The organism is Streptomyces sp. NPDC031265, from assembly GCF_055570295.1.
Genome location: NZ_JBVIHM010000001.1, coordinates 431,913 through 456,356 on the forward strand (window position 1 = coordinate 431,913; position 24,444 = coordinate 456,356).

Here is a 24,444-nt window from a genome sequence, read left to right on the forward strand (position 1 = left end):
GCAAGCCTCCACCCCCACCCGGCCGCCCGCCCAGGGCCTTCGGGAAGGGGCGGGGTGGGGGAGTCCGCCCGGGCCCTGGCCTATCGTGTGCGGGATACCGACGAGGGGAGGGGCGCCGTGCCCGCGAGTGGAGGCGTGACGCGCAGTACGCTGCGGCAGCAGATCGCCGACGCGCTGCGTGACGAAATACTGGCGGGGCGCCTGCAGCCCGGCGAGGAGTTCACCGTCAAGCAGATCGCCGAGCAGTACGGGGTGAGCGCCACCCCCGTCCGCGAGGCCCTCGTCGACCTCACCGCGCAGGGTCTGCTCGACTCCGACCAGCACCGCGGCTTCCGCGTCCATGAGTTCACCGTCGAGGACTACAAGGGCATGGTGGAAGCCCGGTCTCTCGTCGTCAACGGGATCTTCCGGAAGATCACCGAGCTCGGCGCCGCCCACGGCCCCGCCCTCGTCTCCGTGCGCCGCCGCGCCGAAGAGTGCGCCCGCGCCGCCCGCAGCGGCGATCTGAACATACTCATCGGCTACGACCTCCGGTTCTGGCGCGAGCTCGGCGCTCTCGCCGGGAACCCGTACATCTCGGACTTCCTGCATCGGCTGCGCATGCAGTGCTGGGTCTTCGCCGTCCCGTATCTGCGCGGCCGCTCCGACCTCTGCGACTGGCTGTGGAACGGCCACGGCGACCTCGTGGACGCGGTGGTCCAGGGTGACGGCGACGCCGCGTACGCCGTGATCAGCGCGTACAACGACCACTCGCTCACCTGGGCGGAGCGGCTGAAGCGGTGACGGACGGCGGCCCCCTCGATCTCTCGGTCGTCGTCCCCGCGTACAACGAGGAGCGGCGCCTGGGACCGACCCTGGACGCGATCCGGGACCACCTGCACGACGCGCCGCTCTCCTGGGAGCTGATCGTCGTCGACGACGGGTCCGAGGACGGGACGGCGGACGTGGCCCAGGACGCCGCTGCCGCCGACCCCCGCATCCGCCTCGTCGCCGCCGGCCGCAACCGCGGCAAGGGGCACGCCCTGCGGCTCGGCGTCGCCGCCTCCCGGGGCGCCCGGGTGCTGCTCACCGACGCCGACCTGGCCACCCCCGTCGCCGAGCTCGACCGGCTCGCCAAGGAGCTCGACGGCGCCCAGGCGGCCGCCGCGATCGGCTCCCGCGCCCACCCCGAGGCCGACATAGCGGTCCACCAGAGCCGGGTCCGCGAGTGGCTGGGGCGGATGGGCAACCGGCTGATACGCGCCGTCGCGGTGCCCGGCATCCACGACACCCAGTGCGGCTTCAAGCTCTTCGACGGCGACAAGGCGCGCGCGGCCTTCGCGGACGCCCGCCTGGACGGCTGGGGCATCGACGTGGAGATCCTCCAGTTCTTCCGCCGCCACGGCTGGCCCGTGGCCGAGGTCCCGGTCCGCTGGTCCCACCAGGAGGGCTCCAAGGTCGGCCCCGCCGACTACGGCCGGGTGCTGCTCGAACTCGTACGCCTCAAGGCCCGTTCCGCGAGCCGCCCGAACCTCGCCCTGTTCGCCCTCTTCCTGCTCTCCTCGGTCCTCCTCTACAAGGACCTCTGGACCGACCTCGGCCGCGGCTACCTCGCCGACTCCGGTCAGGACCAGAACCAGTGGGAGTGGTTCTTCTCGGTCACCGCCGACAACGTCAGACATCTGCGCAACCCGCTCTTCACCACCCTCCAGGGCTTCCCGGACGGGGTGAACCTCATGGGCAACACCCCCATGCTGGGCCTGTCCGTGCCGCTCGCGCCCGTCACGCTCGCGCTGGGGCCGACCGTCACCTGGGCGCTGGTCCTCACGCTGGGCCTGACCGCGACGGCGTACGCCTGGTCCCGGCTCTTCGCGCGGTGGGTGACCGGCAACCCGTGGGCCGCCGGGCTCGGCGGCGCGCTCGCCGGGTTCGCGCCGCCGATGGTCTCGCACGCCAACGCGCACCCGAACTTCTGCGTCCTGTTCATGATCCCAGTGATCGTCGACCGCGCGCTGCGGCTGTGCTCACCGGCCGCGGACGTCCGCCGCGACGGCGTGCTGCTCGGGCTGTTCACCGCGTACCAGATCTTCCTCGGCGAGGAGGTCCTGCTGCTCGCCTCGGTCGGCATGCTGCTCTTCGCGCTGTCGTACGCGCTGGCGCGGCGGGATGTCATACGCGAGGCGGCCCGCCCGCTGGCGAAGGGCCTCGGGGTGGCCGCCCTGGTCTGTCTGCCCCTGGTGGCGTATCCCCTCACCTGGCAGTTCTTCGGGGACCAGAGCTACCACTCGGTGCTGCACGGCGACAGCGCGGGCAACAGCCCGCTCTCCTTCCTGAAGTTCTCCGGGCGGGCGCTGCTCGGCGACGAGGCGACGGCGGACAAGCTGGCGCTCAACCGGACCGAGCAGAACGCGTTCTACGGCTGGCCGCTGATCGCGCTGGTCTTCGCGATCACCGTACGGCTGTGGCGCCACGCCCTGGTCAAGGCGCTCGCGGGCACGGCGGTCGCGGCGGCGCTGCTCTCGCTCGGCCAGAAGATCAGCATCCCGTACACGGACGTCGAACTGCCGGGCCCCTGGCGGGCGCTCGCCCATCGCCCGCTCTTCGAGTCGGTCATCGAGGGCCGGGTCGGCATGATCTGCGCACCGGCACTCGGCGCGCTGGTCGCGCTGGCGGTGGGGCGTCTGGCCGAGGCGGGCCGGGTGAACCGGCTGAGCGGCCTCGCGGCGGTGGCCCTGGCGCTGCTGCCGATCGTCCCGACCCCGTTCACGGTGACCGAGCGGGCGCCGGTGCCGTCGTTCTTCGCGGACGGGCTGTGGCGTACGTACGTGAAGCCCGGCGAGTCCGTGGTGACGGTGCCGCTGCCCGACCCGGCGGCCGCCGACGCCCTGCACTGGCAGGTCCGCGCCGACCTCGGCTTCCCGCTCCCCGGCGGCTACTTCAACGGCCCCTGGGGCCCGGACCGCATCGGCATCTACGGCGCCTCCCCGCGCTGGACCTCCAACCTGCTGCGCGATGTGCGCTACGGCGGCGAGATCCCCGACATCGGCGACGCCTGGCGCGCCCAGGCGAGGGCGGACCTGGCGTACTGGAAGGCCGGGCTCGTCGTCCTGCCCCCGCAGGACAACGACCGGGCGCTGTACACGACGGTGGCGCGGCTGCTCGGCAGGGAGGGCCGCCAGGTGGACGGGGTATGGATCTGGGACGTAGGCCGCTGAGCCCCTTCCCGGTCGGTCGTGATGCGTCTTCTGATACGCGTGTGGCGCCTGAGCCGATGGCTTCGCGCCGCGTTGACGCCTGCCCCGCACGGGAGTTGACGGGCGAGCTTCGCGGAGCGTGCTCGGCGGACTACGCTGTCCCGACCATAGCGACCTCGTAAGGAGCCCCGTGGCCTGTGACTTGTGGCTGGTCCCCCTCGTCGACGTGCTGTGCCACAGCCCCGACAACCCGTTCGCCGAGGAGATCGCCTCGTACGACAAGGCGCTCGGTGAGGCAGGGCTGCCGCCCGTGCCCGTCTTCGCGTACATGCCCGGCCTGTCGGGCGACGTCGCCCCGGTCGCGGGCTTCGACTACGACGCGCTGCACTTCCTGCGCCGCGCCTACCTCCTCCAGCTCTGCCGCCTCGCCGTGACCCCGGTCGACGAGCTCGGCGGCGACTACGAACAGCTCCTGGAGATGTTCGAGACGACGGCCCAGCAGTCCCATCTGGTCTGGCACTACGACCACGCGGGCGCGTACGTGCCCGTCGACTTCCGCACCCCGCTCGCCAACGAGGAACTGCTGGCCGGAGGCGGTCCGCTGGGCTCCACGCACGGGCTGCTGCGGGAGCTGGAGTTCGTGGCCCCGGCGATCGGAATAGACCCCGTCAACCCGCCGATGGCCCCCGCCCCGCCGGACCGCCCGACCTCGCTGGAGGAGCCGGCGGGCCCGATCCCGTACGACGAGAGCCCCTTCGCGCGGGAGCGGCACGTGTGGCTGGGGCTGCACGCGGCGGCGACGCGGTCGCTGGCGCAGGGCTCTATGATCATCTTCAGCTGAGGGACGCGGCGCCGCGCAGTCTCGGGTCCCTCTCCGGTCCGTCTCCGGTCCGGCTCGTGCGGGGGATGTCGCCGGAGCACCACCGGCCCCACCCCTGACCGTAAACTCCGCGCCATTTGGCGGGAGTAGGACCGGTTCATGTCCTCCATGCCACAAACGACGAGCGCCCAGAGCGCCGCCGCCCCGGCCCGCTTCTCCGACGTCAAGGGGTGGTTCTGGCCCGCCGACCAACTGCTCTTCGACTGGTTCCTGGCGCGCCAGGAGCGCCAGGAACTCCGTGGTGACCTGCTGGAACTCGGTGCGTACCTGGGCAAGAGCGCGATCTTCCTCGGGTCGTACCTGCGGGAGGGCGAGAGGTTCACGGTCTGCGACCTGTTCGACTCGCCCGCGCCGGACGACCCCAACAGCGAGGAGATGGACCGCTCGTACGCGACGCTCACGCGGCGGGCCTTCGAGGCGAACTACCTCTCCTTCCACGACGACCTCCCGGTGGTGGTCCAGGCCCCCACATCGGTGATCACGTCCCGCGTCTCCCCGTCCACCTGCCGCTTCGTCCACGTGGACGCGTCGCACCTGTACGAGCACGTGTACGGGGACATCGAGGCGGCGCGGGCGCTGGTGGCCCCCGACGCGATCGTGGCGTTCGACGACTTCCGGGCGGAGCACTGTCCGGGGGTGGCGGCGGCGGTGTGGGGCGCGGTGGCGACGACCGGGCTGCGGCCGATCTGCATCACGGGAACGAAGTTCTACGGGACGTGGTCGGACCCCGAGCCGGCGCGCACGGAGCTCCTCTCCTGGCTCTCGACCCGCCCCGACATGTGGCACGGGGTGGAGGAGGTGGCGGGGGCGCCGCTGATCCGGATCGCGGGCAAGAAGGCGGTGGCGCCGGAGGCGCCGAGGTCCCGGCACGAGGGTGCTGCGCCGGCTGCCTCGACCCCGCCCCGGGTGACGGCCCCGGCGGCGCCCCCGAAGCCCCGGTCGCCCCTGGCCCGCCGCTTGGCGAGGACGCTGCTGCCGCGCCGCTGAGGGGTCTTTGCCCCCACCCCGCCCGTTCCCGCTGTGCGGGTCCGCCGCGTGACCTCCGGGGGTGGGTCGGCGCTCCGCCCGCGGGACTCCGGCGTTCGTCTGCGGGCCCGGTGGGGGCTGGTCGCGCAGCTCCCCGCGCCCCTGGGTGGGCAGGGGCGCGGGGAACTGCGTGCCCAGCCACAGACGGCCCGCGGACGAACGGGGTCCGGGGCGGAGCCCCGAAGCGGGTGCGGGGGCGCAGCCCCAGCGGGGGTGCCGGGGGGGCGAAGCCCCCGTAGGCGGGGTGCGGGGGCGTGCGGCCCCAGTGGGGGTGTCGGGGGCGTAGCCCCGGTAGGCGGGGTGCAGGGCGTGCAGCCCCAGTGGGGGTGCTGGGGGGGCGTAACCCCCGTAAGCGGGGTGCGGGGGCCGCAGGCCCCGCCACGGGGGCCGGGGGCGTAGCCCCCGGGAAACCCTCCTCCACCCCCACCCACCCCCGGAGGGTTTCGGGAAGGGGCGGGGTGGGGGAAAGCCGCCGCAGGACCGTCAGCGCGGAGCCTCCGGGGGGCGTTGGCGGGGCATGTTGGGGCGGGCGCCCGGGGGGAGGGGGAAGCGGCCGGGGCCGGGGGCCGCGTCCGGCCGGGGGGACGAGGACGCCAGGGACTGCATCACCAAGGGGGCCGGGCCGGAGCGGAACTCCACCATCCAGTCCGCCGTCTCGGAGCGCACCAGCTCCGTGACGTCCTCCGAGAACCGACGGAGGACGGTGAGGCAGCGTTCCGCCGCCTCACTCGCCGTCCCCTCCGTCGGCCCCAGAACCTCCCGCACACTCTCCGACGCCCAGTCGAACTGCAGCCCCTGCAACCGCCGCTGCACCGCCTGCGCGGTCGCCACGTCCCGCATCCACCCGGACGTCAGTCCGAAGTGCCGGTCGCAGGCCAGGCACGCCGCCCCCAGCAGCAGGGAGAAGTAGCCCCAGCCCGACGCGCCCGACAGCGCCCCCGTCACGTCGAGGAGCGGCAGCGTCGCCCCGGCGATCGCGCCCGCCGCCGTGCACACCCGCAGCACCCGCGCGCCCCGCCGTTTCCACAGCCGGTCCGCCAGGTACCACTCGGCCGTGCGCAGCGCGCCCGCCTCGACCCACCGGTACAGCTCGTCCAGCCGTTCCGCCGGCTCGCCCCAGTCGCCGAGCGGGAACGGGCGCCCGGTCAGGTCGCGCTCGTCCCGGGGCGGTCCCGGGGGCCCCTCGGGCTGCATCTCCGGCTGGCTCACCCGGCGCTCCCTCCGCGGTGCGTATCGAAATCATCGGCATCCGTCCGACTCGGTGACGTAACGTACAGTTACGACACATCACCATGAGCGACGACCTCCGACCTCCCCCGAGACGTGACTGCCCTTCCTACCGCCGAATGGTGGGAGCGAGGGCCGATATCGCGGTATTTCCCCCCGTAAGTGGGCCTTGATCAGGTAGGCAAACCTCCGTCGGCTCACTCGAAAGAGTTGCGGAGCAGGGCGCGGGTAGACCACGTAGGCTCGGAGTGCCGGAGCCTTCCGGCAGACGACGACGCTGAAGACGGAGTGCACCGTGATCCCTGGTGGTGGCCAGCCCGACATGCAGCAGCTGCTCCAGCAGGCGCAGCAGATGCAGCAGGACCTCGCCCGCGCGCAGGAGGAGCTCGCCGCGACCGAGGTCGACGGCCAGGCCGGCGGCGGGCTCGTGAAGGCGACCGTGACCGGCTCCGGTGAGCTGCGCGGCCTCGTCATCGACCCGAAGGCGGTCGACCCCGACGACACCGAGACGCTCGCGGACCTCGTCGTCGCCGCCGTACAGGCCGCGAACGAGAACGCGCAGCTGCTCCAGCAGCAGAAGCTCGGCCCGCTGGCGCAGGGCCTCGGCGGCATGCCGGGCCTGCCCTTCTGAGCCGAGGGGCGGGACCGCTCCTGAAGACGCGCTCCTGAACAGTGGTGAACAACGCGGGTCCGCCCTTCTGCGGCGCCCGCCCACCAACTACCGTAAGCACCCAGACGACCCACGAGAGGCAGTCCGTTGTACGAAGGCGTGGTCCAGGACCTCATCGACGAGTTGGGCAGGCTGCCCGGCGTCGGTCCCAAGAGCGCGCAGCGGATCGCCTTCCACATCCTCCAGGCCGAGCCCACCGACGTGCGCCGGCTCGCGCACGCCCTGCTCGAAGTGAAGGACAAGGTCCGGTTCTGCGCGGTCTGCGGCAACGTGGCGCAGGAGGAGCGCTGCAACATCTGCCGCGACCCGCGCCGCGACCCGGCCGTCATCTGTGTCGTGGAGGAGCCCAAGGACGTCGTGGCGGTCGAGCGGACCCGTGAGTTCCGCGGCCGCTACCACGTGCTCGGCGGCGCCATCAGCCCCATCGAGGGAGTCGGCCCGGACGATCTGCGCATCCGCGAGCTGCTCGCCCGGCTCGCCGACGGCACGGTCACCGAGCTGATCCTGGCCACCGACCCGAACCTGGAGGGCGAGGCCACGGCGACCTACCTCGCCCGCATGATCAAGCCGATGGGCCTGCGGGTCACCCGGCTGGCCAGCGGACTCCCCGTCGGGGGAGATCTGGAGTACGCGGACGAGGTCACGCTGGGGCGGGCCTTTGAAGGAAGGCGACTTCTCGATGTCTGACGCAACGCTGCACGCGGCCAACCAGGATCCGGACGACTTCGCGGTCCAGATCGCGGACCAGATCGAGTCGTTCATCGTCGCGGTCACGGAAGTGGCCAGGGGCGACGAGCCGGACAGCGCGGTGCCGTTCCTGCTCCTGGAGGTCTCCCAGCTGCTGCTCGCCGGGGGCCGCCTCGGCGCGCACGAGGACATCGTCCCGGACGAGCGGTACGAGCCGGACCTCGGCCCCGAGCCGGACGTCGACGATCTGCGCGAGCGGTTCGCGGCCCTGCTCGAACCCATCGACGTGTACTCCGAGGTCTTCGACCCGTACGAGCCGCGCAAGGCGCCCGTGCCGTGCCGGATCTCCGACGACCTGGCCGACGTCGTCACCGACCTGCGCCACGGCCTGGCCCACTACCGCGCGGGCCGCACCACCGAGGCGCTGTGGTGGTGGCAGTTCTCCTACTTCTCCAACTGGGGCTCGACCGCCTCGGCGACCCTGCGCGCCCTCCAGGCCCTGGTCGCCCACGTCCGCCTCAACCAGCCCCTGCAGGAGCTGGACGGCCTCGACACGGACGAGGACCTGACCGAGGAGTCGCTCGCCGAGGAGGCGGGCCGCGTCATGGCCGAGGAGATCGCGGGCCCGCTGGGCCTGCGTACGGTCAAGTAGCCCTCGTACGGCCAAGTGGCCCCGGAGGATCCAAGTGGTCTCGTACGGTCAAGTGAGCCCGCGCACAAGGCCGTTCGGCCCCCTCCCGGCGGGCGCCCCGCCCTCTGCCCGTCGGCGTCCGCCTGTGAGCCGCCCCACACCTCCGCGTACAACCCGCCCGGCCGGGCATGTGCCCCTTCACGAGCGGACCGGATCCGATCCCCCCACCCGGGGCAAGATCACATCGCGAGCGGGACATCTCACGATGTGGCACCTCCCGGGCGGACCCGGGCCGCTCGTTAGACTGAGCCGACCGTAGTAATGGACTGAGCGAGGAGCGCACGTGGGCCTTGTCGTGCAGAAGTACGGAGGCTCCTCCGTTGCGGATGCCGAGGGCATCAAGCGCGTCGCCAAGCGGATCGTGGAAGCCAAGAAGAACGGCCATCAGGTCGTTGTCGTGGTTTCCGCGATGGGCGACACGACGGACGAGTTGATCGATCTCGCCGAGCAGGTATCCCCGATGCCCACCGGCCGGGAATTCGACATGCTGCTGACCGCCGGAGAGCGGATCTCCATGGCCCTGCTGGCCATGGCGATCAAAAACCTGGGCCACAAGGCCCAGTCGTTCACGGGCAGCCAGGCCGGCGTCATCACGGACTCGGTCCACAACAAGGCGCGGATCATCGACGTCACGCCGGGCCGGATCCGTACCGCCCTGGACGAGGGCAACATCGCGATCGTGGCCGGTTTCCAGGGGGTCTCGCAGGACTCCAAGGACATCACCACGCTCGGGCGCGGCGGGTCGGACACCACGGCCGTCGCCCTCGCGGCGGCGCTCGACGCCGAGGTCTGCGAGATCTACACCGACGTCGACGGTGTGTTCACCGCGGACCCGCGTGTCGTCAAGAAGGCCAGGAAGATCGACTGGATCTCCTTCGAGGACATGCTGGAGCTGGCCGCGTCCGGCTCCAAGGTGCTGCTGCACCGCTGCGTCGAGTACGCACGCCGTTACAACATTCCGATCCATGTGCGGTCGTCCTTCAGCGGACTTCAGGGCACCTGGGTCAGCAACGAACCGCGAGGGGATCAGCAGGTGGAGCACGCCATCATCTCCGGAGTCGCCCACGACGTCTCGGAGGCGAAGATCACGGTGGTCGGGGTCCCCGACAAGCCGGGCGAGGCCGCGGCCATCTTCCGGACGATCGCCAATGCCGAGATCAACATCGACATGGTCGTCCAGAACGTCTCCGCCGCTTCCACCGGGCTGACGGACATCTCGTTCACCCTGCCCAAGGCCGAGGGCCGCAAGGCCATAGACGCTCTGGAGCGGGCCAAGGCGACCATCGGCTTCGAGTCGCTGCGCTACGACGACCAGATCGCCAAGATCTCGCTGGTCGGCGCCGGGATGAAGACCAACCCGGGCGTCACCGCCGGGTTCTTCGAGGCGCTCAGCGACGCGGGCGTGAACATCGAGCTGATCTCCACCTCCGAGATCCGCATCTCCGTGGTCACCCGCGCCGACGACGTCAACGAGGCCGTGCGCGCCGTGCACACCGCCTTCGGGCTGGACTCCGACTCCGACGAGGCCGTGGTCTACGGAGGCACCGGACGATGAACCGCAAGCCGGCGCTCGCGGTCGTCGGAGCGACCGGGGGCGTCGGCGCGGTGATGCTCCAGATCCTGTCCCAGCACGCGGACGTCTGGGGCGAGATCAGGCTGATCGCCTCCCCGCGCTCGGCGGGCCGCAAGCTCGTCGTGCGCGGCGAGGAGACCGAGGTCCTGGCCCTGGGCGAGGAGGCGCTCGACGGCGTCGACGTCGCCGTCTTCCTGGTGCCCGAGCAGGTCGCCGCCCAGTGGGCGCCGGTCGCCGCGGCCAAGGGCGCGGTGGTCGTCGACACTTCGTCGGCCTTCCGTATGGACCCGGACGTGCCGCTGGTGGTGCCCGAGGTCAACCCCCATGCCGTACGGCTGCGTCCGCGCGGCATCGTGGCCTCCCCGCACTGCGTCACCCTCGCGCTGATCGTGGCGGTGGGCGCGCTGCACGCCGAGTACGGCCTGAGCGGGCTCGTCGTCTCCACGTACCAGGCGGTCAGCGGCGCCGGGCGGGCCGGCGTCGCGACCCTGCGCGAACAGCTCTCCCTCGTCGCGGGTACGGAACTGGGCACCGGTCCCGGCGATGTGCGCCGGGCCGTGGGCGAGGACACCGGGCCGTTCGCGGCGCCGGTGGCGCTCAACGTGGTGCCCTGGTCCGGGGACCCGGCCGACGGCGGCTGGTCCAGCGAGGAGCTGGGGCTGCGCGAGGAGACCCGCAAGGTGCTCGGCCTGCCGCGGCTCGCGGTGGCCGCGACCTGTGTCCGGGTCCCGGTGATCACTACCCACTCGGTCTCCGTGCACGCCACCTTCGAGAACGAGGTGGAGGTGGCGCGGGCCCACGAGATCCTGGCGACCGCGCCCGGCGTGGTGCTCCTGGACGACCCGGCGGCGGGGGAGTTCCCGACGCCCGCCGACGCGGTCGGCACCGACCCGGCGTGGGTGGGACGGGTGCGGCGTTCGCCCGACGATCCGTACGCGCTCGATCTCTTCGTCTGCGGAGACAACCTCCGCAAGGGCTCGGCTTTGAACGCCGCTCAGATCGCCGAGCTGGCGGCCGGGGAATTCAACGGCTGAATACCGGCGCGATTTCGCCGCCGAGAAGGCCACAGAGTTTGTAGGATCTGTGAACGCTCTGTGAGCAAGTCGCTGGTCTGTACCACTTGAACTGCGCTGTTGCCCTGTTACACGATTCATTTCCGTGTCCCTGCAACTGGCAGCCCGGCATGGAGCGTCTATGCGGTCGCCCATCAAGGTGCCGTAAATATTCGGGCATTGGGGAAGATCGGGTACGCATGAGGACATTTGTCGCACTGTCAAAAACGGTGTCGTACGCGTACAACCCTGACGGGGGGAAACGTGTCCAACTGGCGTGGCAGAGGTTCTCGACATCAGCGCTCTTCCGGTGCGCGGCGCAGTGGTCCGTCCGCTCCGGCGGCCCCGGCCGGCCGGCGGCATGCCGGTGATCGCCCCCATGCCGACCGCGCGCCCCACCCGCGTCCCCGCCCAGCCGACGTCGGCCCGCGAGGGCACTGACGACGCCATGGCCGCTGGGACCACCGTCGACCACCTCACCGAGACCTACCGCGCGCACTACCGCTCGCTGCTCGGGCTGGCCGCCCTGCTGCTCGACGACACGGCCTCCTGCGAGGACGTCGTCCAGGAGGCCTTCATCCGCGTCCACTCGGCCCGTTCGCGCGTGCGCGAGCCCGAGAAGACGCTCGCCTATCTGCGCCAGACCGTCGTCAACCTGTCCCGCTCGGCCCTGCGCCGCCGCATCCTCGGGCTCAAGCTGCTCTCCAAGCCGATGCCCGACATGGCGAGCGCCGAGGAGGGTGCGTACGACCAGCTGGAGCGGGACGCGCTGATCAAGGCCATGCGCGGCCTCCAGCGCCGCCAGCGCGAGGTCCTCGTGCTGCGGTACTTCGCGGACATGACCGAGTCCCAGGTCGCCGAGACGCTGGGGATATCCCTGGGTTCGGTGAAGGCGTACGGCTCGCGCGGCATCGCGGCACTCCGGATAGCCATGGAGGCACCGGTATGAGCGCCAAGTGGAATGCGGGATTCGGGGACGGGGAGGAACGGCGGGGAGACGGCGAGGAGCGCGGTGACCACCGCGGCCGCCGGGACGACGGCACACACGACACGTACGGCGCGGCCGGGGCCCGGGGGGAACACGGGCACCACGGCGAACACGGCGACCGCGGCCACGGACGCCGCCACGGGGAGAGCACATACGGGCCCGACCGCCCTCTGGACGACCGGACTGGAAACAGAACTGTGAACGACCCCTTCCCACCTGGCCTCACCCCGGACGAAGACGCGCTGCGCCGGATGCTGCACGGCGCGGTGGACGGCATGGAGCCGTCCGAGGGAGCCCTGGACCAGCTGCGCCGGGCCGTCCCCGCCCGCCAGGCCCGCAAGAAGCAGGCGGTGGTCGGCGCGGCCGCCGCGGCACTGCTCATCGGCACCGCCATCCCCGCGTTCCTGCACGTCGCCAACACCGGTGCGGCCTCCGAGGACCGGCCCACCATCGCCGGGCACGGCCAGCAGGCCCACGGCGGCACCGGCGCCGCGCCGGGCGTGGAGGGCGGTGAGCGGGGGGCCGACAGGCCCTCTGGTCGGAGCACCCGCACCCCGGCGCCGACCGGGACCGTGAAGCCCGAGGAGCCCGGCCGGACCGCCGTGGGCGGCACCGTGGGCGGCGAGACCGGACCCGTCGGCGGGCCCGTGGTCGTCGGCTCACCGGTCTGCGACGCGACCGAACTCGGCGTGAAGTCCGCCCGGATCAGCAAGCCCGACGTCGACGGCAAGGTCTACGGCACGTTCCGCGTCGCCAATGTCTCGCAGAAGCTCTGCCAGATCAGCGGGGCCGGCAAGGTCGACTTCCAGGCGCTGGGAGCCGCCGACGCCTCCCGGATCACCGTTGTGGACCACTCCACCGGCGACCCGGCGGCCCGGCTGCCCGACCCCTCGCTCGAAGCCACCGGTCTGGTGCTCAAGCCGTCGGCCGCGTACGAGGTCAAGTTCGCCTGGGTGCCGTCCGAGACCTGTCCCAAGCCGCAGCCCTCGCCCGACCCCTCGCCGTCGACGGTCAGCGGAGGCGGCGGCGGGGCGACCACCGGCACCGGGACCGGTACGGCACCGACGGGCACCGAGCCCCAGATGGGCGCCGTCGACCCGGTGACGCCCGGCACCCCGACGGACGGCAAGGTCGCGGTGACCCATGTCGCCGAGCCCGGCGCGCCGACCGCCGAGGCGACCATCCCCAACGCCTGTGCCGGAACGATCTACCGCACGGGTGTCCTGGTGGCCCCGGCGCCGGCCCCGGCCACACCCTGACGGCTCCTCATCCCGAGGGGGAGGAGCACGAGGGGGCGAGGCCGGTTCCAGCCCCGCCCCACTCCCTCGCACGTGGTGCGCTGCGGATCCGTGCCCAAAGGGGCGCGGGGAACTGCGCGACAAGCCCCCACGGGCCCGCAGAAGAACTCAGCCCGTACCGGTCGGCTCGGGCGCCAGGCCCAGCTCCGCGTCCTCCGCCGCCTCGGCCTCGCGCCGCAGCAGCCGGAACCACATGAACACCACGAACCCGGCGAAGACGAACCACTCGCCGGTGTAGCCGAGGTTCTGGAACGCCTTCAGGTCCAGGCCGGTGTTCTGCGGCTTGGCGGCGGGCACGGCCGCCATCCCCGAGTCGGCCTTGTTGAGCGTGATCCACGCGTCGTACACCTCGTACGGCACGAGGTTGACCAGCGACGCCGCGCTGATCATCCCGAGCTGACCCTGCGGAAGCCCGCCCGAGGCGTTCACCCCGTCCGTCCCTGGCGTCTCGGAGGCCTGGAGCGCGCCGTCGACGGTGACCTCGCCGGTGGGCGGGGCCGGTACCGGGCGCCCCTCGGGCAGCCAGCCGCGCACCACGGGCAGCGCCTTGCCGCCGTCGGTGCGCAGCAGGGTCAGCACATACGAGCCGCTCCTGCCGTCCACCTGCCGGTCCGGCACCAGGAACTGCTCCCCGTACCGCCCGGTCGCGCTCGCCGTGCGGCCCGAGGTCTTCTGGTCGACGGGCAGCAGGTCGCGCAGCGGTGCGGCCTTCAGCTCGGAGGCGTCGGGCTCCTTCTCGGCCGCGTTGTGCGACTGCACGCGGTCCTCGAAGCGGCCGAGCTGCCAGGACCCCATGAACACGCAGAAGGGGATGGCCAGCACGACGAAGACGTTGATCCCCCACCAGCGGGGCGTCAGCAGGAACCGGTACACACCACCACGGTACGGAATCCCTCCGGGGGGCCGGGCTGCGGGGTGCCCGCCCGTCTCCCCGGGGCTACGCCCCGGACCCCGCCCGCCGAGGCCGTCTGCTGGGGGCGCTGCCCCCGGACCGGTGCCCCGGGACCCCCGCTCCTCAATCGCCGGAGGGGCTTATTTGTTCAAGTGCCTCCCCGCGAACTCCAGCTCCAGCCGCACCTGCTTGATCCGCTCCTCCACGACCAGCGAGCCGTGTCCCGCGTCGTAGCGGTACACCTCGTGCACCGCGCCCCGCGCGGCCAGGCGGTCCACATAGTTCTCGACCTGGCGGATCGGGCAGCGCGGGTCGTTGACGCCCGCCGAGATGTAGACGGGGGCCTTCACCGCGTCCACGTACGTCAGCGGCGACGATGCCTCGAAGCGCTCCGGGACCTCCTCCGGGGTGCCGCCGAGCAGCGTGCGGTCCATTGCCTTCAGGGCTTCCATCTCGTCGTGGTACGCCGTCACATAGTCGGCGACCGGCACCACCGCGAGGCCGAGCGTCCACGCGTCCGGCTGGGTGCCCAGGCCGAGCAGGGTCAGATACCCGCCCCAGGACGCGCCCGACAGGACCAGCTTGGAAGGGTCGGCGAGGCCGGACGACACCGCCCACTCCCGGACCGCCGCCACGTCCTCCAGCTCGATGAGCCCGACCCGGTGCTTGAGCGCGTCCGTCCACTCCCTGCCGTATCCCGTGGAGCCTCGGTAGTTGACGCGCACCACCGCGTACCCGTGGTCCAGCCAGGCCGCCGGGCCCGCCGCGAACGCGTCGCTGTCGTGCCAGGTCGGGCCGCCGTGCAGCTCGAAGACGGTCGGGAACGGGCCGGATCCGGCCGGCTTCTGCACCAGTGCGTGGATACGGCCCCCGGGCCCCTCCACCCACGCGTCCTCCACCGGGACCGAGCCCGGTGCCTTCATCCCCGGCGGATCGAGGACGACCGCGCCCGTGGTGGAGCGCACCTCGGAGGGGCGCGCCGCCGACGACCACAGGTACTCCACGGTCCCGTCGGGCCGGGCCGTGGCACCCGAGACGGAACCGGCCGGGGTCTCCACCTCGACCAGCTCGGCCGCCGCCAGGTCGTACCGGAACAGCTCGCTGCGGGCCTCGAAGCTGTGGACGACGAGCAGCGCCGAGCCGTCCGGGTACCACTCCGCCACGACGTCGCCCGGCAGTTCGAGCGCGAGCTCGGTCTCCTCGCCGGACGCCACGTCCCACACCATGGGCTCCCAGCGGCCCCGGCGCTGGTGCGCGATCAGCAGCCGGGTGTCGCCCGGCAGCGGCGCGAAGCCGAGCACCTCCAGGCCGAGCTCCTCCGCGCCGCCCTTGGTGTCGTCGAGCTCGGCGGCCGTGGAGCCGTCGAGCCGGAGCACGCGCAGCGCCGAGTGCATCGCGTCGCCGTGCTCGGTGTGCTCCAGGGCGATCAGCGCCCCGTCGTACGAGAGGTCGCCGACGCCCGCCGACTCGCGGTGCCGGTAGATCTCGGCCGGCGCGGCCCCGGGCCGTATGACGTGGACCGTCGTGCCGTCGTCGTCGGTGGAGCGGCCGACCACCGCCGTGCCGTCCCGGCCGAGGGCGAGGCCCGCCGGGTAGGACGGCTCCAGACCGGGCACGGCGGGCTCGTCGTCACCGCCGCCGAACGGCTGGCGCATCCACACGCCGAACTCGTCCCCGTCCCTGTCGCTGAACCACCAGATCCATTCGCCGTCCGGCGTCAGCACCCCGTCCGTCGTCCCGTTCGGCCGGTCCGTCGCCTGGCGCTGGGCGCCGGTCGCCCGGTCCCATGCGTACAGCTCGTACGTCCCCGTCGCGTTGGACACGAACAGCGAGCGGTCCGGGGCGTCCTCCGCCCAGTCGGGGAGCCCGACCCTGGGCGCCCTGAACCGCTTCTCCCACTCCGGCATCTCGTTCATGGACCCCATCATGCGCCGCCCCGCCGACAAGCCGCCCACGTCGTCCTCAGCCTGTGGACAACTTGGCGCATGTACATGCCGAGCGGGTGTCGTGGCGGTTATGGGCGCGGCGCGTCGGAGGGGTGCGGTGCGGGGGTCTGGGCGGCGGCGTGGGGCGTCTGGGCGGAGGCTTGGGTGGGCGTCTGGGCGGGGGTCTGGGCGGGGGTCTGGGCGGCCACGCTCGGCGCCGCGGCCCCCGGCGCCTCCGGCCCGCCCCCCGACTCGTCCTTCATCGCCCGCGTCTCGCTCTTGAGGATCCGCAGCGACCTGCCCAGCGCCCGGGCCGTGTCGGGCAGCTTCTTGGAGCCGAAGAGCAGGATCAGTACCACGGCAACGATCAGCAGATGCCAGGGCTCCAGGCCATTGCGCAGGAACATCCCGTCGTCCTTCCCTCTCGGCTGCTCTCAGAAAGACTTGCTACATTGCGCAACTGTACAACCAAACGGACACGGATGGGGCGTACGGATGGCAGGCAGCCACAAGGCGGGACACGCGCGCGGCGGGAGCCGGAAGGGCGCCATCGGCGCGCCCCCGGCCCGGCGGCGCAGACGCAGCCGACTGCGCCTGGCGCTGGCCGTGCCGGTTGAAGACGGGCGGCTACACGGTCACCGGCACGGCGACCGCCGCCACCCAGGACTTCGTCCACACCGTCATCGAGTACGGGCCGGGCGGCCGCACCCACGCCGACGCGCTCGCCCAGCGCTTTCCCGGCGCGCTGCTGCGCCCGGCCAAGGGCGCGGGGCTCAGCGTCATCCTCGGCTCGAAGTACGCGGCCGACCCCACGGCCGCCGCCCCCGCCGTCCCCTCCGAGGTCGTGGACAAGGCCCGCTCGGCGGACGACGGCATCTGCTCCGGCCTCTCGTACGGGTGAAGCAACACCACGGAGCACCACGCCCTACTTCGGAGCACCACCACGAAGCAACACCATGGAAAGGCGAAGCCGTTCGTTCGCCGTACGCCCGCACCTCACAACTCGTTCATATTCGGCTCATAGCTTCGCGGCCATGAGATCCATGGGACACAAGCGCCGCAAGGCGCTGACGGTGGTGGCGCTGGCCTCCGCCGTCGCGGCGGGCAGCGCCGTCACGGCCAACTCCGCCCCGCAGCACGATGCCCGCCCGTTCCCGGGCCACGGCCAGGAGATACACAACGTCATCTACCTCCTCGGCGACGGCATGGGCCGCACCCATGTCACCGCCGGCCGCGAGCGCTACTACGGCGCCCAGGGCAAGCTGAACATGGAGCGCCTGCCCTACACCGGCGCGGTCGCCACGTACGCCGTCGAGAAGGGCACCGACCAGCCCGCGCTCGTCACCGACTCGGCCAGCTCCGCCACCGCCTGGTCGTCCGGCGTGAAGACCTACAACGCCGCGCTCGGCGTGGACGCGTACGAGAAGCGCCGCGTGACGCTGATGGAGCAGGCCAAGAAGGCCGGCTTCGCCACCGGCAACGTCTCGACCGCCGAGATCACCGACGCGACCCCGGGCGCGCAGTTCAGCCATGTGCTGCTGCGCGGCTGCCAGGGCCCGGTGTACTCGGACGCGGCCTGCCTGCCGAAGAACGCGGACGGCTCGTACGAGAAGGCCCCCGAGGACAAGACGCTGATCACCCCGGTCGCCGAGCAGATCGCCCGCAACGGCACCGCCGACGTGGTCCTCGGCGGCGGCCTCGCCCGCTTCGAGCCGGACGACCAGAAGGCCCTCCAGGCCCAGGGCTACCAGGTGCTCGGCAGCTTCGGCGACGCGAACCTGCCCGCCCAGACCGCCGCCAGCCAGAAGGTCGCCACCAAGGCCGACCTCGACGGCTTCAAGGGCAAGAAGGTCGTCGGCCTCTTCAACCGCGGCAACCTGACCGTGGAGCAGGCCAAGGCCGGGCTCCCGGCGGACGCCCCGCAGAAGCAGGAGCCGACCCTCTCCGACATGGCGAAGAAGTCGATCGACCTGCTCAACGGCCGGTCCAAGAAGGGCTTCTTCCTCCAGATCGAGGGCGCCCAGATCGACAAGCGCTCGCACGCCAACGACGCCGCCCAGACGCTCGCCGAGGTCAAGGCGTTCGACGACGCGGTCAAGGCCGCGTACGACTTCGCCAAGAAGGACGGGCACACGCTGGTCGTCGTCACCGCCGACCACGAGTGCGCGGGCTTCAACATCATCGAGAAGGGCACGTACACCAACGCCGAGTCCGTCGCGCCCCCGGCCAACACGGACGCGGGCAACCCGGCGAACAACTCGACGCCGTCGCGCGACAAGTCGGGTGCCAAGGACCCGGTCCGCTCGTCCGGCATCCTCAATGGCGCCGGCTCCGGCGACGCCAAGAACTTCGCCCCGGCGACCTTCCGTACGCCGGACGACGCGGCGGGCGTCAAGGACGGCAGCCCCGACGCGAGCCTCTGGCTGACCTACCTCTCCGGCAACCACACCGGCGCCGACGTGCCGATCTTCGCGTACGGGCCGGGCGCCGAGAAGTTCGCGGCGAGCCAGATCAACACCGAGCTGTACGGCAAGATGTACCGCTCGCTGTTCGGCCGGGCGCCGCGCGGCTGACACGACAGGGCCGTTGGCGGCGCGACGTTTCACGTGAAACGCGCACTGTTTCACGTGAAACGTCGCCCCAACGGCCCGCTCCCGCCCGGCGGTTGACCCGCCGTGGCCAGCCATACCAGGGGCCGGGGGACCATCCTTCTCCCGGCCCCGCACCCGCCGACACAGGAGTACGCAGTGAACCGCTCGATCCGGCTGGCCGCCCTCGCCCTGACCGCCCTGGCCCTCACCACGGCCTGCGGAGGCTCCGACGGCGACAAGGCCGACGCCGGGCAGCGCCCCGTGCAGGCCGAGCAGGCAGCGGCCCCGGCCGTCACCTTCCCCGCGCCGAGCGGTGCACCGGCGCCCGCCGCGACCCTCGCCAAGATCCCGGCGACGGGTGAAGTACGGCTGGAGCCGGGCCCGTTCACGGACCGGGTGCGGATCACGAAGCTCACGCTCTCAGAGAAGTCCTCAGAGAAGTCCTCAGAGAAGTCCTCGGAGAAGCCCTCCGGGAAATCCTCCGAGAAGCCGTCCGTCACGGGCCACTTCGCCATCACCTCCGACGTGAGCGACGTGCTCGCGCTGGAGCTGCGCGCCGCGTTCTACGACGAGCGTGGCCGCCTCGTCGGCACCGGATCCTTCCAGTACGCGGAGGAGGGCGAGGCGGGCGAGGCCGCCCACGGCACCGCCGGGCACGCCGCGCCCCGTGCGGAGGGCGCCGGTATCGACTTCACCGCCGTACCGAAGGCCCCGCTGACGGGGAAGGCGGCGAGCGCGGTCCTGTCCGTGCCGGTGCTGGTCAACGAGTAACTCCCAGACAGGGTTTGGTCCCGCTGCCCTCACGCCAGCCGCCGCGCCAGCGCCCGCCCGGCCGCCCGGCCCGAGAAGATGCAGCCGCCGAGGAACGTCCCCTCCAGCGCGTTGTAGCCGTGTACCCCGCCGCCGCCGAACCCGGCGACCTCACCGGCCGCGTACAGCCCGTCGAACGGGGTCCCGTCCGGCCGTACGACCTGCGACTCCAGGGTCGTCTCCAGGCCGCCGAGCGTCTTGCGCGTCAGCACGTGCAGCCGTACGGCGATGAGCGGCCCGTGCGCCGGGTCGAGCAGCCGGTGCGGCTTGGCGACCCGGGTGATGCGGTCCGGCCAGTACGCGCGCGCGTTGCGCATCGACATGACCTGGAAGTCCTTGCCGTAACCGTTGTCGATCTCGCGGTCGCGCGCCAGGATCTCCCGTTCCACCTGGCCGAGTTCGAGCTTGGGGCCGGGGGAGATCGCGTTCATGCCGTCGACGAGGTCGCGCAGGGTGCGGCGGACGACGAAGTCCTCGCCGCGGTCGAGAAACGCCTGCACGGGGCCGGGCGCGCCCTTGCGCACCCGCGAGAGCACCAGCTTCAGGTCCTTGCCGGTGATGTCGGGGTTCTGCTCCGACCCGGAGAGCGCGAACTCCTTCTCCACGATGGACCGCGTCAGCACGAACCACGTGTGGTCGTGACCGGTCCCCACGATGTGCTTGAGCGTGCCGAGGGTGTCGTGGCCGGGGAAGAGCGGCGCGGGCAGCCGCCGCCCGGTCGCGTCCAGCCAGAGCGAGGAGGGCCCGGGGATGATCCGGATGCCGTGGCCGGGCCAGATGGGGTCCCAGTTCTTCAGGCCCTCGGTGTAGTGCCACATGCGGTCGCGGTTGACGATCGAGCCGCCCGCGCCCTCGGTGATGCCGAGCATCCGCCCGTCGACGTACGCGGGCACACCGGTCACCATCGAGCGCGGCGCCGGCCCCATCCGTTCGACCGGCCAGTTCTTGCGGACCAGGTCGTGGTCGCCGCCGATGCCGCCCGAGGTGACGACGACGGCCTGCGCGCGCAGCTCGAACTCGCCGTCCGCCTCCCGCGAGGAGGCGACGCCGCGCGGCTCGGCCGACGGCACCAGGACGCTCCCGCGCACCCCGACCGCCGCCCCGCCCTCGACGATCAACTCGTCCACGCGATGGCGGTACTCGAACGTCACGAGCCCGCGCGCGGCGGCCTCCAGGACCGGCTCGCGGAAGACCCGGACGACCTCGGGCCCGGTCCCCCACGTCAGATGGAAGCGGGGTACCGAGTTGCCGTGCCCGCCCGCCGTGCCCGCGCCGCGCTCGGCCCACCCGACGGTCGGCGTCACACGCAGCCCGAGCCCGTACAGATAGCTCCGCTTCTCCCCGGCGGCGAAGTTGACGTACGCCTTCGCCCACTGGCGCGGCCAGTGGTCCTCGCGCTCGCGGTCGAAGCCGGCCGAGCCCATCCAGTCGGCGAGCGCCAGGTCGTACGAGTCCTTGACGCCCATCCGGCGCTGCTCGGGGCTGTCGACGAAGAACAGCCCGCCGAGCGACCAGAAGGCCTGGCCGCCGAGGTTGGCCTCGTTCTCCTGGTCGATGACGAGCACCTTGCGGCCCGCGCGGACGAGTTCGTACGTGGCGACGAGCCCGGCGAGGCCGGCTCCCACGACGATGACATCGGCGTCGTCACTCACGGCGGTCTCCTGGGAGGTAGGGGTTAGGAGGTTGCGGTGCTGTAGGCCTGGAGCACGTGCAGGAAGAGCGCTTCGCGGCGGGCCCGGGCGGCCTCGCTGCCGGGGTCGAGCAGGACCTGGACGGCGGTGCCGTCGTGGACGGCGACGAGCGCCTGCCCGAGCGCGTCCTCGTCGGTCACCCGGCGCCCGGTGCGCCCGAGCGCCGCCACGACCGCGGGCAGCACGGCGTCCTGGATCGCCTGCTCCCGGGCGGCCATCACCCGCCGCAGGGCGGGGTTGCGCAGGGCGTGCGCGGTGAACTCGGCGGTGACCCGGTACCAGGCGTCGTCCACCGGGATGGCCCGCAGCGCGGCCCGTACGGCGTCCTCGGGCGCGGCCGCCGACGCCTCGTCGAGGGCGGCGCGCACATCCGCGAGCAGCCGGGTCGAGCGCTCCTCCCACATGGCGAGGAACAGCTCGTCGAGCGAGGTGAAGTTCGAGTAGAAGGCGCCGCGGGTGTATCCGGCCCGCTCACAGATCTGCTCGACGGTGGACCGGCCGAACCCTTCGTCGGCGAACACTTCGAGCGCCGAGTCGAGCAGCCGCCGCCGGGTGCGGGCGCGACGCGTGGTGACGCGCTTGGGCGTGGGCGGCTGCGCCGGGGCGGTGGCTGTGGTCATGGACTGGGCTCCGGTCTCTCGGATACGTGAACGTATCCGATGCAGAGATGTATCAACAAGGGGTCTGACCTGGATGTTCGGGTTGCTCACCGACCCCGGCCGGGCCGGTCGGCCGGGATGTCTCATATCCGTCCCCATCGATTCGGCCGCGTCGGCCTTTGTCGAGATTGCGTCCTGTACAGGTCGGGGTCCCCGCAGCAGGGTTCTCCCCGGCGGACGGGTGCCGACGGATGGATACCGACGGACGGATGGGGAGTGGGAACCATGGGCGACTCGCTCGGTTCGGCTGGTTCGGCTGGTTCGGCCGGTTCGGCCGGGGCCCAGGACCCCGGGCCCGAGGGCGCGGGCTTCGCGTATCACCCGGTCGAGCGGGAGCTGATCGTGGTGGCCCGCCCCGAGCTCGCCGAGAACGGTTCGGCGTCCGGCGCGCCCCTGGAATCGTCGGCCCTGGACATGTTCCTGATGGACCAACAGCTGGCTCTGGAGCCGCTGTTCGGCAGTGAGGCCCGGGTGCGGGAGGCGCTGGCGCTGCTCCCCCGGCACGGCGTCGACGTACCCGACCTCACGCTCTTCCACCGGGTGCGCGGCGGCGAGGACCGCCTGGAGGAGCTCGCCTCCCGGCTCGCGGGGCTCCCCGGGATCGAGACGGCGTACGTGAAGCCGAGCGCGTTCCCGGCGACGGGCCCGTTCGGTGCGAAGGACGACGGGGACGACGGGGACGGGCGTACGGATGAAGGGCGGCGGGAGAAGGAAGGGGCCGCCACCCCCGACTTCAGCGGCCGCCAGGGCTACTTGGGGCCCGCCCCCCAGGGCGTGGACGCGGCCTGGGCATGGCTCCAGGCGGGCGGCTCCGGCGAGGGCGTGAGCATCGTCGACGTCGAGGCCGCGTGGCAGCTCGGCCACCGCGACCTCGGGCCCAGGCTCGCCGGGATCGTCGCGGGCACCCCCGTCGAGGACCTGGCCTGGCGCAACCACGGCACCGGTGTGCTCGGGGTGCTCGGCGGCAGCCGCACCGGCAGCGGCACGCTGGGCATCGCCCCGGAGGCCGTCCTCGCGCTCGCGTCGATCCACGGCATCGGCACGGCCCGGGCCATCACCTGCGCCGCCGACCGCCTCACCCCCGGCGACATCCTGCTGGTCCCGCTGCACCGCCCCGGCCCGCGCTTCGGATACGCGGCCGACGACGACCAGCGCGGCCACATCCCGCTGGAGTGGTGGCCCGACGACTTCGCGGCCGTACGGTACGCGACGGCGCGCGGCGTGGTGGTCGTCGAGGCGGCCGGCAACGGCGCGGAGAGCCTGGACGACGCGCTGTACGAGGCACGCCCGGACGGCTTCCCGGCCTGGTGGCGCAACCCGTTCGACCCGGCGGCCCCCTCCTCCGGCGCGATCGTGGTCGGCGCGGGCGCCCCGCCCCCGGGCACGCACGGCCGCGACCACGGCCCCGACCGCTCCCGCCTCGGCTTCTCCAACTTCGGTACGCGGGTGGACGCCCAGGGCTGGGGCCACGAGGTCACCACGGCGGGCGGCTTCTGGAACCGGCCGGGCGAACTGCAGGGCGGCCAGTCGGAGGACACCTGGTACACGGACGCCTTCTCCGGCACATCACCGGCGTCCGCGCAGGTCGCGGGCGTGCTCGCCTCGCTCCAGGGCATGCTGCGCACGGCGGGCCTGGCCCCGCTGGCGCCCGAGCCCCTGCGTGAGCTCCTGCGCCGCACCGGCTCGCCCCAGCGGGAGGCGCCCGGCCGCCCGTCCTCGCAGCGCATCGGCACCCGCCCGGACCTGCGCGCCGCGGTGGCCCACCTCGTACCGCGCCGGATCACGGAGGGCCTGGCGGAACGCTTCCGGGACGACCTGCTGCCCGACCCGCACGACAGCACCACGCGCCTGCGCCTGTACGTGAACGGGGCGTGGCGCACCCTCGGCGACCCCGAGCCGCACGTCCGCCTCGCGGTCCACACCGCGTTCGCGGGCGGCCGCCACGCCGTACGTGTCCGGTACACCGATGACGACGAGGTCGTGGGCGTGACGGTGACGGGCGAGAGGTGAACCCCAACACGACGAAAGGGGAACAGAGATGACGTCCTTCGTACCGCAGCAGTTCGAGCAGGGCATGGGGCAGGGCCTGGGGATGAGCCAGGGTCAGGGTCAGGGCTTCGGCCAGAACCAGGGCCAGGGAATGGGCCAGGGTCAGGGCCAGGGCGTCCCGCAGCACCTCCAGCAGCTGCACCAGCTGGGCCAGCAGCAGCCGTTCCAGTCGCTGCTCCAGCAGTTCGGCCAGCACCAGGGCGGCCAGGCGCACCCCCAGCCTCTGGCGCAGCCCCAGCCCCAGCCTCTGGCGCAGCCCCAGCCCCAGCCCCAGTCCCAGGCGCAGTACTTCGTGGCGTACGCCACGGCGGTGCAGGCTCCGATCGCCGCGTTCCCGGGGATCGAGGCGGCCATGACGCTGGTGGTCAACGGGCGTCAGGTGCGTCTGCCGCACCCGAGCCAGTTCGTGATCGAGCGGGTCCTGAGCGCGTTCCGCCACGGCCAGTTCGTACGGGTCGCGTACGACGACCGGATGATGGTGAAGGGGATAGAGATAGAGGCGTCGAGGCCGATGCAGTAACCGGCCGACCGCGCACGGGGCCCGGGCCAGAAAGCAGATGGC

22 protein-coding genes are annotated in these 24,444 nt (G+C 72.4%); 16 read left to right on the forward strand and 6 right to left on the reverse strand.

Going from position 1 to position 24,444, the window contains the following annotated elements; translation table 11 throughout:
- The first annotated feature begins 117 nt into the window (after positions 1-117).
- The 4 genes from ACZ499_RS02050 (at position 118) to ACZ499_RS02065 (ending at position 5,040) form a co-directional block, all read left to right on the forward strand.
- Positions 118-783 carry a GntR family transcriptional regulator gene (locus ACZ499_RS02050; protein ID WP_468407883.1) on the forward strand — a complete coding sequence of 222 codons (666 nt, stop codon included), beginning with the start codon at positions 118-120 and terminating at the stop codon, positions 781-783.
- Entirely contained in the window at positions 780-3,194 is a 2,415-nt protein-coding gene (locus ACZ499_RS02055; RefSeq protein WP_468671197.1) for a glycosyltransferase, read from the forward strand. Before ACZ499_RS02050 ends, ACZ499_RS02055 begins: the two co-directional genes overlap by 4 nt.
- A 169-nt stretch (positions 3,195-3,363) precedes the next feature.
- Entirely contained in the window at positions 3,364-4,014 is a 651-nt protein-coding gene (locus ACZ499_RS02060) for a hypothetical protein (protein ID WP_283142795.1), read from the forward strand.
- A gap of 147 nt (positions 4,015-4,161) precedes the next feature.
- The gene (locus ACZ499_RS02065; RefSeq protein WP_468671199.1) at positions 4,162-5,040 is read left to right on the forward strand and encodes a class I SAM-dependent methyltransferase; all 879 of its coding nucleotides are present in this window, start codon (positions 4,162-4,164) and stop codon (positions 5,038-5,040) included.
- Positions 5,041-5,562: 522 nt separating this feature from the next.
- Here the strand turns inward: ACZ499_RS02065 and ACZ499_RS02070 are convergent.
- Positions 5,563-6,288, reverse strand: a complete 726-nt coding sequence (locus tag ACZ499_RS02070; protein ID WP_468671201.1) for an SLATT domain-containing protein — start codon at positions 6,286-6,288, stop codon at positions 5,563-5,565.
- A 313-nt stretch (positions 6,289-6,601) separates the two neighbouring features.
- On the opposite strand from ACZ499_RS02070, the gene ACZ499_RS02075 reads away from it, so the two are divergent.
- From ACZ499_RS02075 to ACZ499_RS02105, 7 genes are all read left to right on the forward strand, one after another.
- A complete protein-coding gene (locus tag ACZ499_RS02075) occupies positions 6,602-6,937 on the forward strand; it encodes a YbaB/EbfC family nucleoid-associated protein (RefSeq protein WP_468671202.1) in 336 nt (111 codons plus the stop codon).
- Between the two features lie 126 nt (positions 6,938-7,063).
- Positions 7,064-7,663 carry a recombination mediator RecR gene (recR, locus tag ACZ499_RS02080; protein ID WP_371653518.1) on the forward strand — a complete coding sequence of 200 codons (600 nt, stop codon included), beginning with the start codon at positions 7,064-7,066 and terminating at the stop codon, positions 7,661-7,663.
- The gene (locus ACZ499_RS02085; RefSeq protein ID WP_468671208.1) at positions 7,656-8,315 is read left to right on the forward strand and encodes a DUF5063 domain-containing protein; all 660 of its coding nucleotides are present in this window, start codon (positions 7,656-7,658) and stop codon (positions 8,313-8,315) included. The genes recR and ACZ499_RS02085 overlap by 8 nt, the downstream gene beginning before the upstream one ends.
- Before the next feature lie 322 nt (positions 8,316-8,637).
- Entirely contained in the window at positions 8,638-9,909 is a 1,272-nt protein-coding gene (locus tag ACZ499_RS02090) for an aspartate kinase (protein ID WP_283142804.1), read from the forward strand.
- Entirely contained in the window at positions 9,906-10,961 is a 1,056-nt protein-coding gene (locus ACZ499_RS02095; RefSeq protein WP_468671212.1) for an aspartate-semialdehyde dehydrogenase, read from the forward strand. Before ACZ499_RS02090 ends, ACZ499_RS02095 begins: the two co-directional genes overlap by 4 nt.
- A 295-nt stretch (positions 10,962-11,256) precedes the next feature.
- Positions 11,257-11,928 (forward strand): SigE family RNA polymerase sigma factor, encoded by a 672-nt coding sequence (locus tag ACZ499_RS02100; RefSeq protein ID WP_468671215.1) that lies wholly within the window; start codon positions 11,257-11,259, stop codon positions 11,926-11,928.
- A complete protein-coding gene (locus ACZ499_RS02105; protein ID WP_468671219.1) occupies positions 11,925-13,226 on the forward strand; it encodes a hypothetical protein in 1,302 nt (433 codons plus the stop codon). Before ACZ499_RS02100 ends, ACZ499_RS02105 begins: the two co-directional genes overlap by 4 nt.
- A gap of 147 nt (positions 13,227-13,373) precedes the next feature.
- On the opposite strand, the gene ACZ499_RS02110 is transcribed toward ACZ499_RS02105, so the two are convergent.
- The 3 genes from ACZ499_RS02110 to tatA all read right to left on the reverse strand — a co-directional run bounded on the left by ACZ499_RS02110 (position 13,374) and on the right by tatA (position 16,489).
- Positions 13,374-14,138, reverse strand: coding sequence for an SURF1 family protein (locus ACZ499_RS02110; RefSeq protein ID WP_468671221.1), 765 nt, complete (start codon positions 14,136-14,138; stop codon positions 13,374-13,376).
- A 159-nt stretch (positions 14,139-14,297) separates the two neighbouring features.
- Positions 14,298-16,073: a S9 family peptidase gene (locus ACZ499_RS02115; protein ID WP_468671223.1), complete on the reverse strand. Its 1,776-nt coding sequence runs from the start codon at positions 16,071-16,073 to the stop codon at positions 14,298-14,300.
- Between the two features lie 98 nt (positions 16,074-16,171).
- Entirely contained in the window at positions 16,172-16,489 is a 318-nt protein-coding gene (gene tatA / locus ACZ499_RS02120; protein ID WP_468671225.1) for a Sec-independent protein translocase subunit TatA, read from the reverse strand.
- 206 nt (positions 16,490-16,695) lie between these two features.
- Between tatA and ACZ499_RS02125 the strand changes: the two genes are divergently transcribed.
- The 3 genes from ACZ499_RS02125 to ACZ499_RS02135 all read left to right on the forward strand — a co-directional run bounded on the left by ACZ499_RS02125 (position 16,696) and on the right by ACZ499_RS02135 (position 19,444).
- Positions 16,696-16,983 (forward strand): LytR C-terminal domain-containing protein, encoded by a 288-nt coding sequence (locus ACZ499_RS02125; RefSeq protein WP_468671228.1) that lies wholly within the window; start codon positions 16,696-16,698, stop codon positions 16,981-16,983.
- Between the two features lie 133 nt (positions 16,984-17,116).
- Positions 17,117-18,655: an alkaline phosphatase gene (locus ACZ499_RS02130; protein WP_468407862.1), complete on the forward strand. Its 1,539-nt coding sequence runs from the start codon at positions 17,117-17,119 to the stop codon at positions 18,653-18,655.
- A gap of 174 nt (positions 18,656-18,829) precedes the next feature.
- Entirely contained in the window at positions 18,830-19,444 is a 615-nt protein-coding gene (locus ACZ499_RS02135; RefSeq protein WP_468671230.1) for a hypothetical protein, read from the forward strand.
- A 29-nt stretch (positions 19,445-19,473) separates the two neighbouring features.
- On the opposite strand, the gene ACZ499_RS02140 is transcribed toward ACZ499_RS02135, so the two are convergent.
- Positions 19,474-21,135: an FAD-binding dehydrogenase gene (locus ACZ499_RS02140; RefSeq protein ID WP_468671233.1), complete on the reverse strand. Its 1,662-nt coding sequence runs from the start codon at positions 21,133-21,135 to the stop codon at positions 19,474-19,476.
- 23 nt (positions 21,136-21,158) lie between these two features.
- Positions 21,159-21,794 carry a TetR/AcrR family transcriptional regulator gene (locus ACZ499_RS02145; protein ID WP_468671235.1) on the reverse strand — a complete coding sequence of 212 codons (636 nt, stop codon included), beginning with the start codon at positions 21,792-21,794 and terminating at the stop codon, positions 21,159-21,161.
- A gap of 264 nt (positions 21,795-22,058) precedes the next feature.
- On the opposite strand from ACZ499_RS02145, the gene ACZ499_RS02150 reads away from it, so the two are divergent.
- Together ACZ499_RS02150 and ACZ499_RS02155 are read left to right on the forward strand one after the other, a co-directional pair.
- The gene (locus tag ACZ499_RS02150; RefSeq protein ID WP_468671237.1) at positions 22,059-23,843 is read left to right on the forward strand and encodes a S8 family serine peptidase; all 1,785 of its coding nucleotides are present in this window, start codon (positions 22,059-22,061) and stop codon (positions 23,841-23,843) included.
- A 28-nt stretch (positions 23,844-23,871) separates the two neighbouring features.
- On the forward strand, positions 23,872-24,402 hold the full coding sequence (locus ACZ499_RS02155; protein ID WP_468671239.1) for a hypothetical protein: 531 nt from the start codon (positions 23,872-23,874) through the stop codon (positions 24,400-24,402).
- Positions 24,403-24,444 lie beyond the last annotated feature (42 nt).

What these genes read in the sequence shown, in the direction of transcription:
- ACZ499_RS02155 (WP_468671239.1), top strand. Translation starts at nt 23,872, where the DNA reads ATGACGTCCTTCGTACCGCAGCAGTTCGAGCAGGGCATGGGGCAGGGC.
- ACZ499_RS02065 (WP_468671199.1), top strand. Translation starts at nt 4,162, where the DNA reads ATGCCACAAACGACGAGCGCCCAGAGCGCCGCCGCCCCGGCCCGCTTC.
- ACZ499_RS02150 (WP_468671237.1), top strand. Translation starts at nt 22,059, where the DNA reads ATGGGCGACTCGCTCGGTTCGGCTGGTTCGGCTGGTTCGGCCGGTTCG.
- ACZ499_RS02130 (WP_468407862.1), top strand. Translation starts at nt 17,117, where the DNA reads ATGAGATCCATGGGACACAAGCGCCGCAAGGCGCTGACGGTGGTGGCG.
- ACZ499_RS02095 (WP_468671212.1), top strand. Translation starts at nt 9,906, where the DNA reads ATGAACCGCAAGCCGGCGCTCGCGGTCGTCGGAGCGACCGGGGGCGTC.
- ACZ499_RS02115 (WP_468671223.1), bottom strand. Translation starts at nt 16,073, where the DNA reads ATGAACGAGATGCCGGAGTGGGAGAAGCGGTTCAGGGCGCCCAGGGTC.
- tatA (WP_468671225.1), bottom strand. Translation starts at nt 16,489, where the DNA reads ATGTTCCTGCGCAATGGCCTGGAGCCCTGGCATCTGCTGATCGTTGCC.
- ACZ499_RS02145 (WP_468671235.1), bottom strand. Translation starts at nt 21,794, where the DNA reads ATGACCACAGCCACCGCCCCGGCGCAGCCGCCCACGCCCAAGCGCGTC.
- ACZ499_RS02085 (WP_468671208.1), top strand. Translation starts at nt 7,656, where the DNA reads ATGTCTGACGCAACGCTGCACGCGGCCAACCAGGATCCGGACGACTTC.
- ACZ499_RS02105 (WP_468671219.1), top strand. Translation starts at nt 11,925, where the DNA reads ATGAGCGCCAAGTGGAATGCGGGATTCGGGGACGGGGAGGAACGGCGG.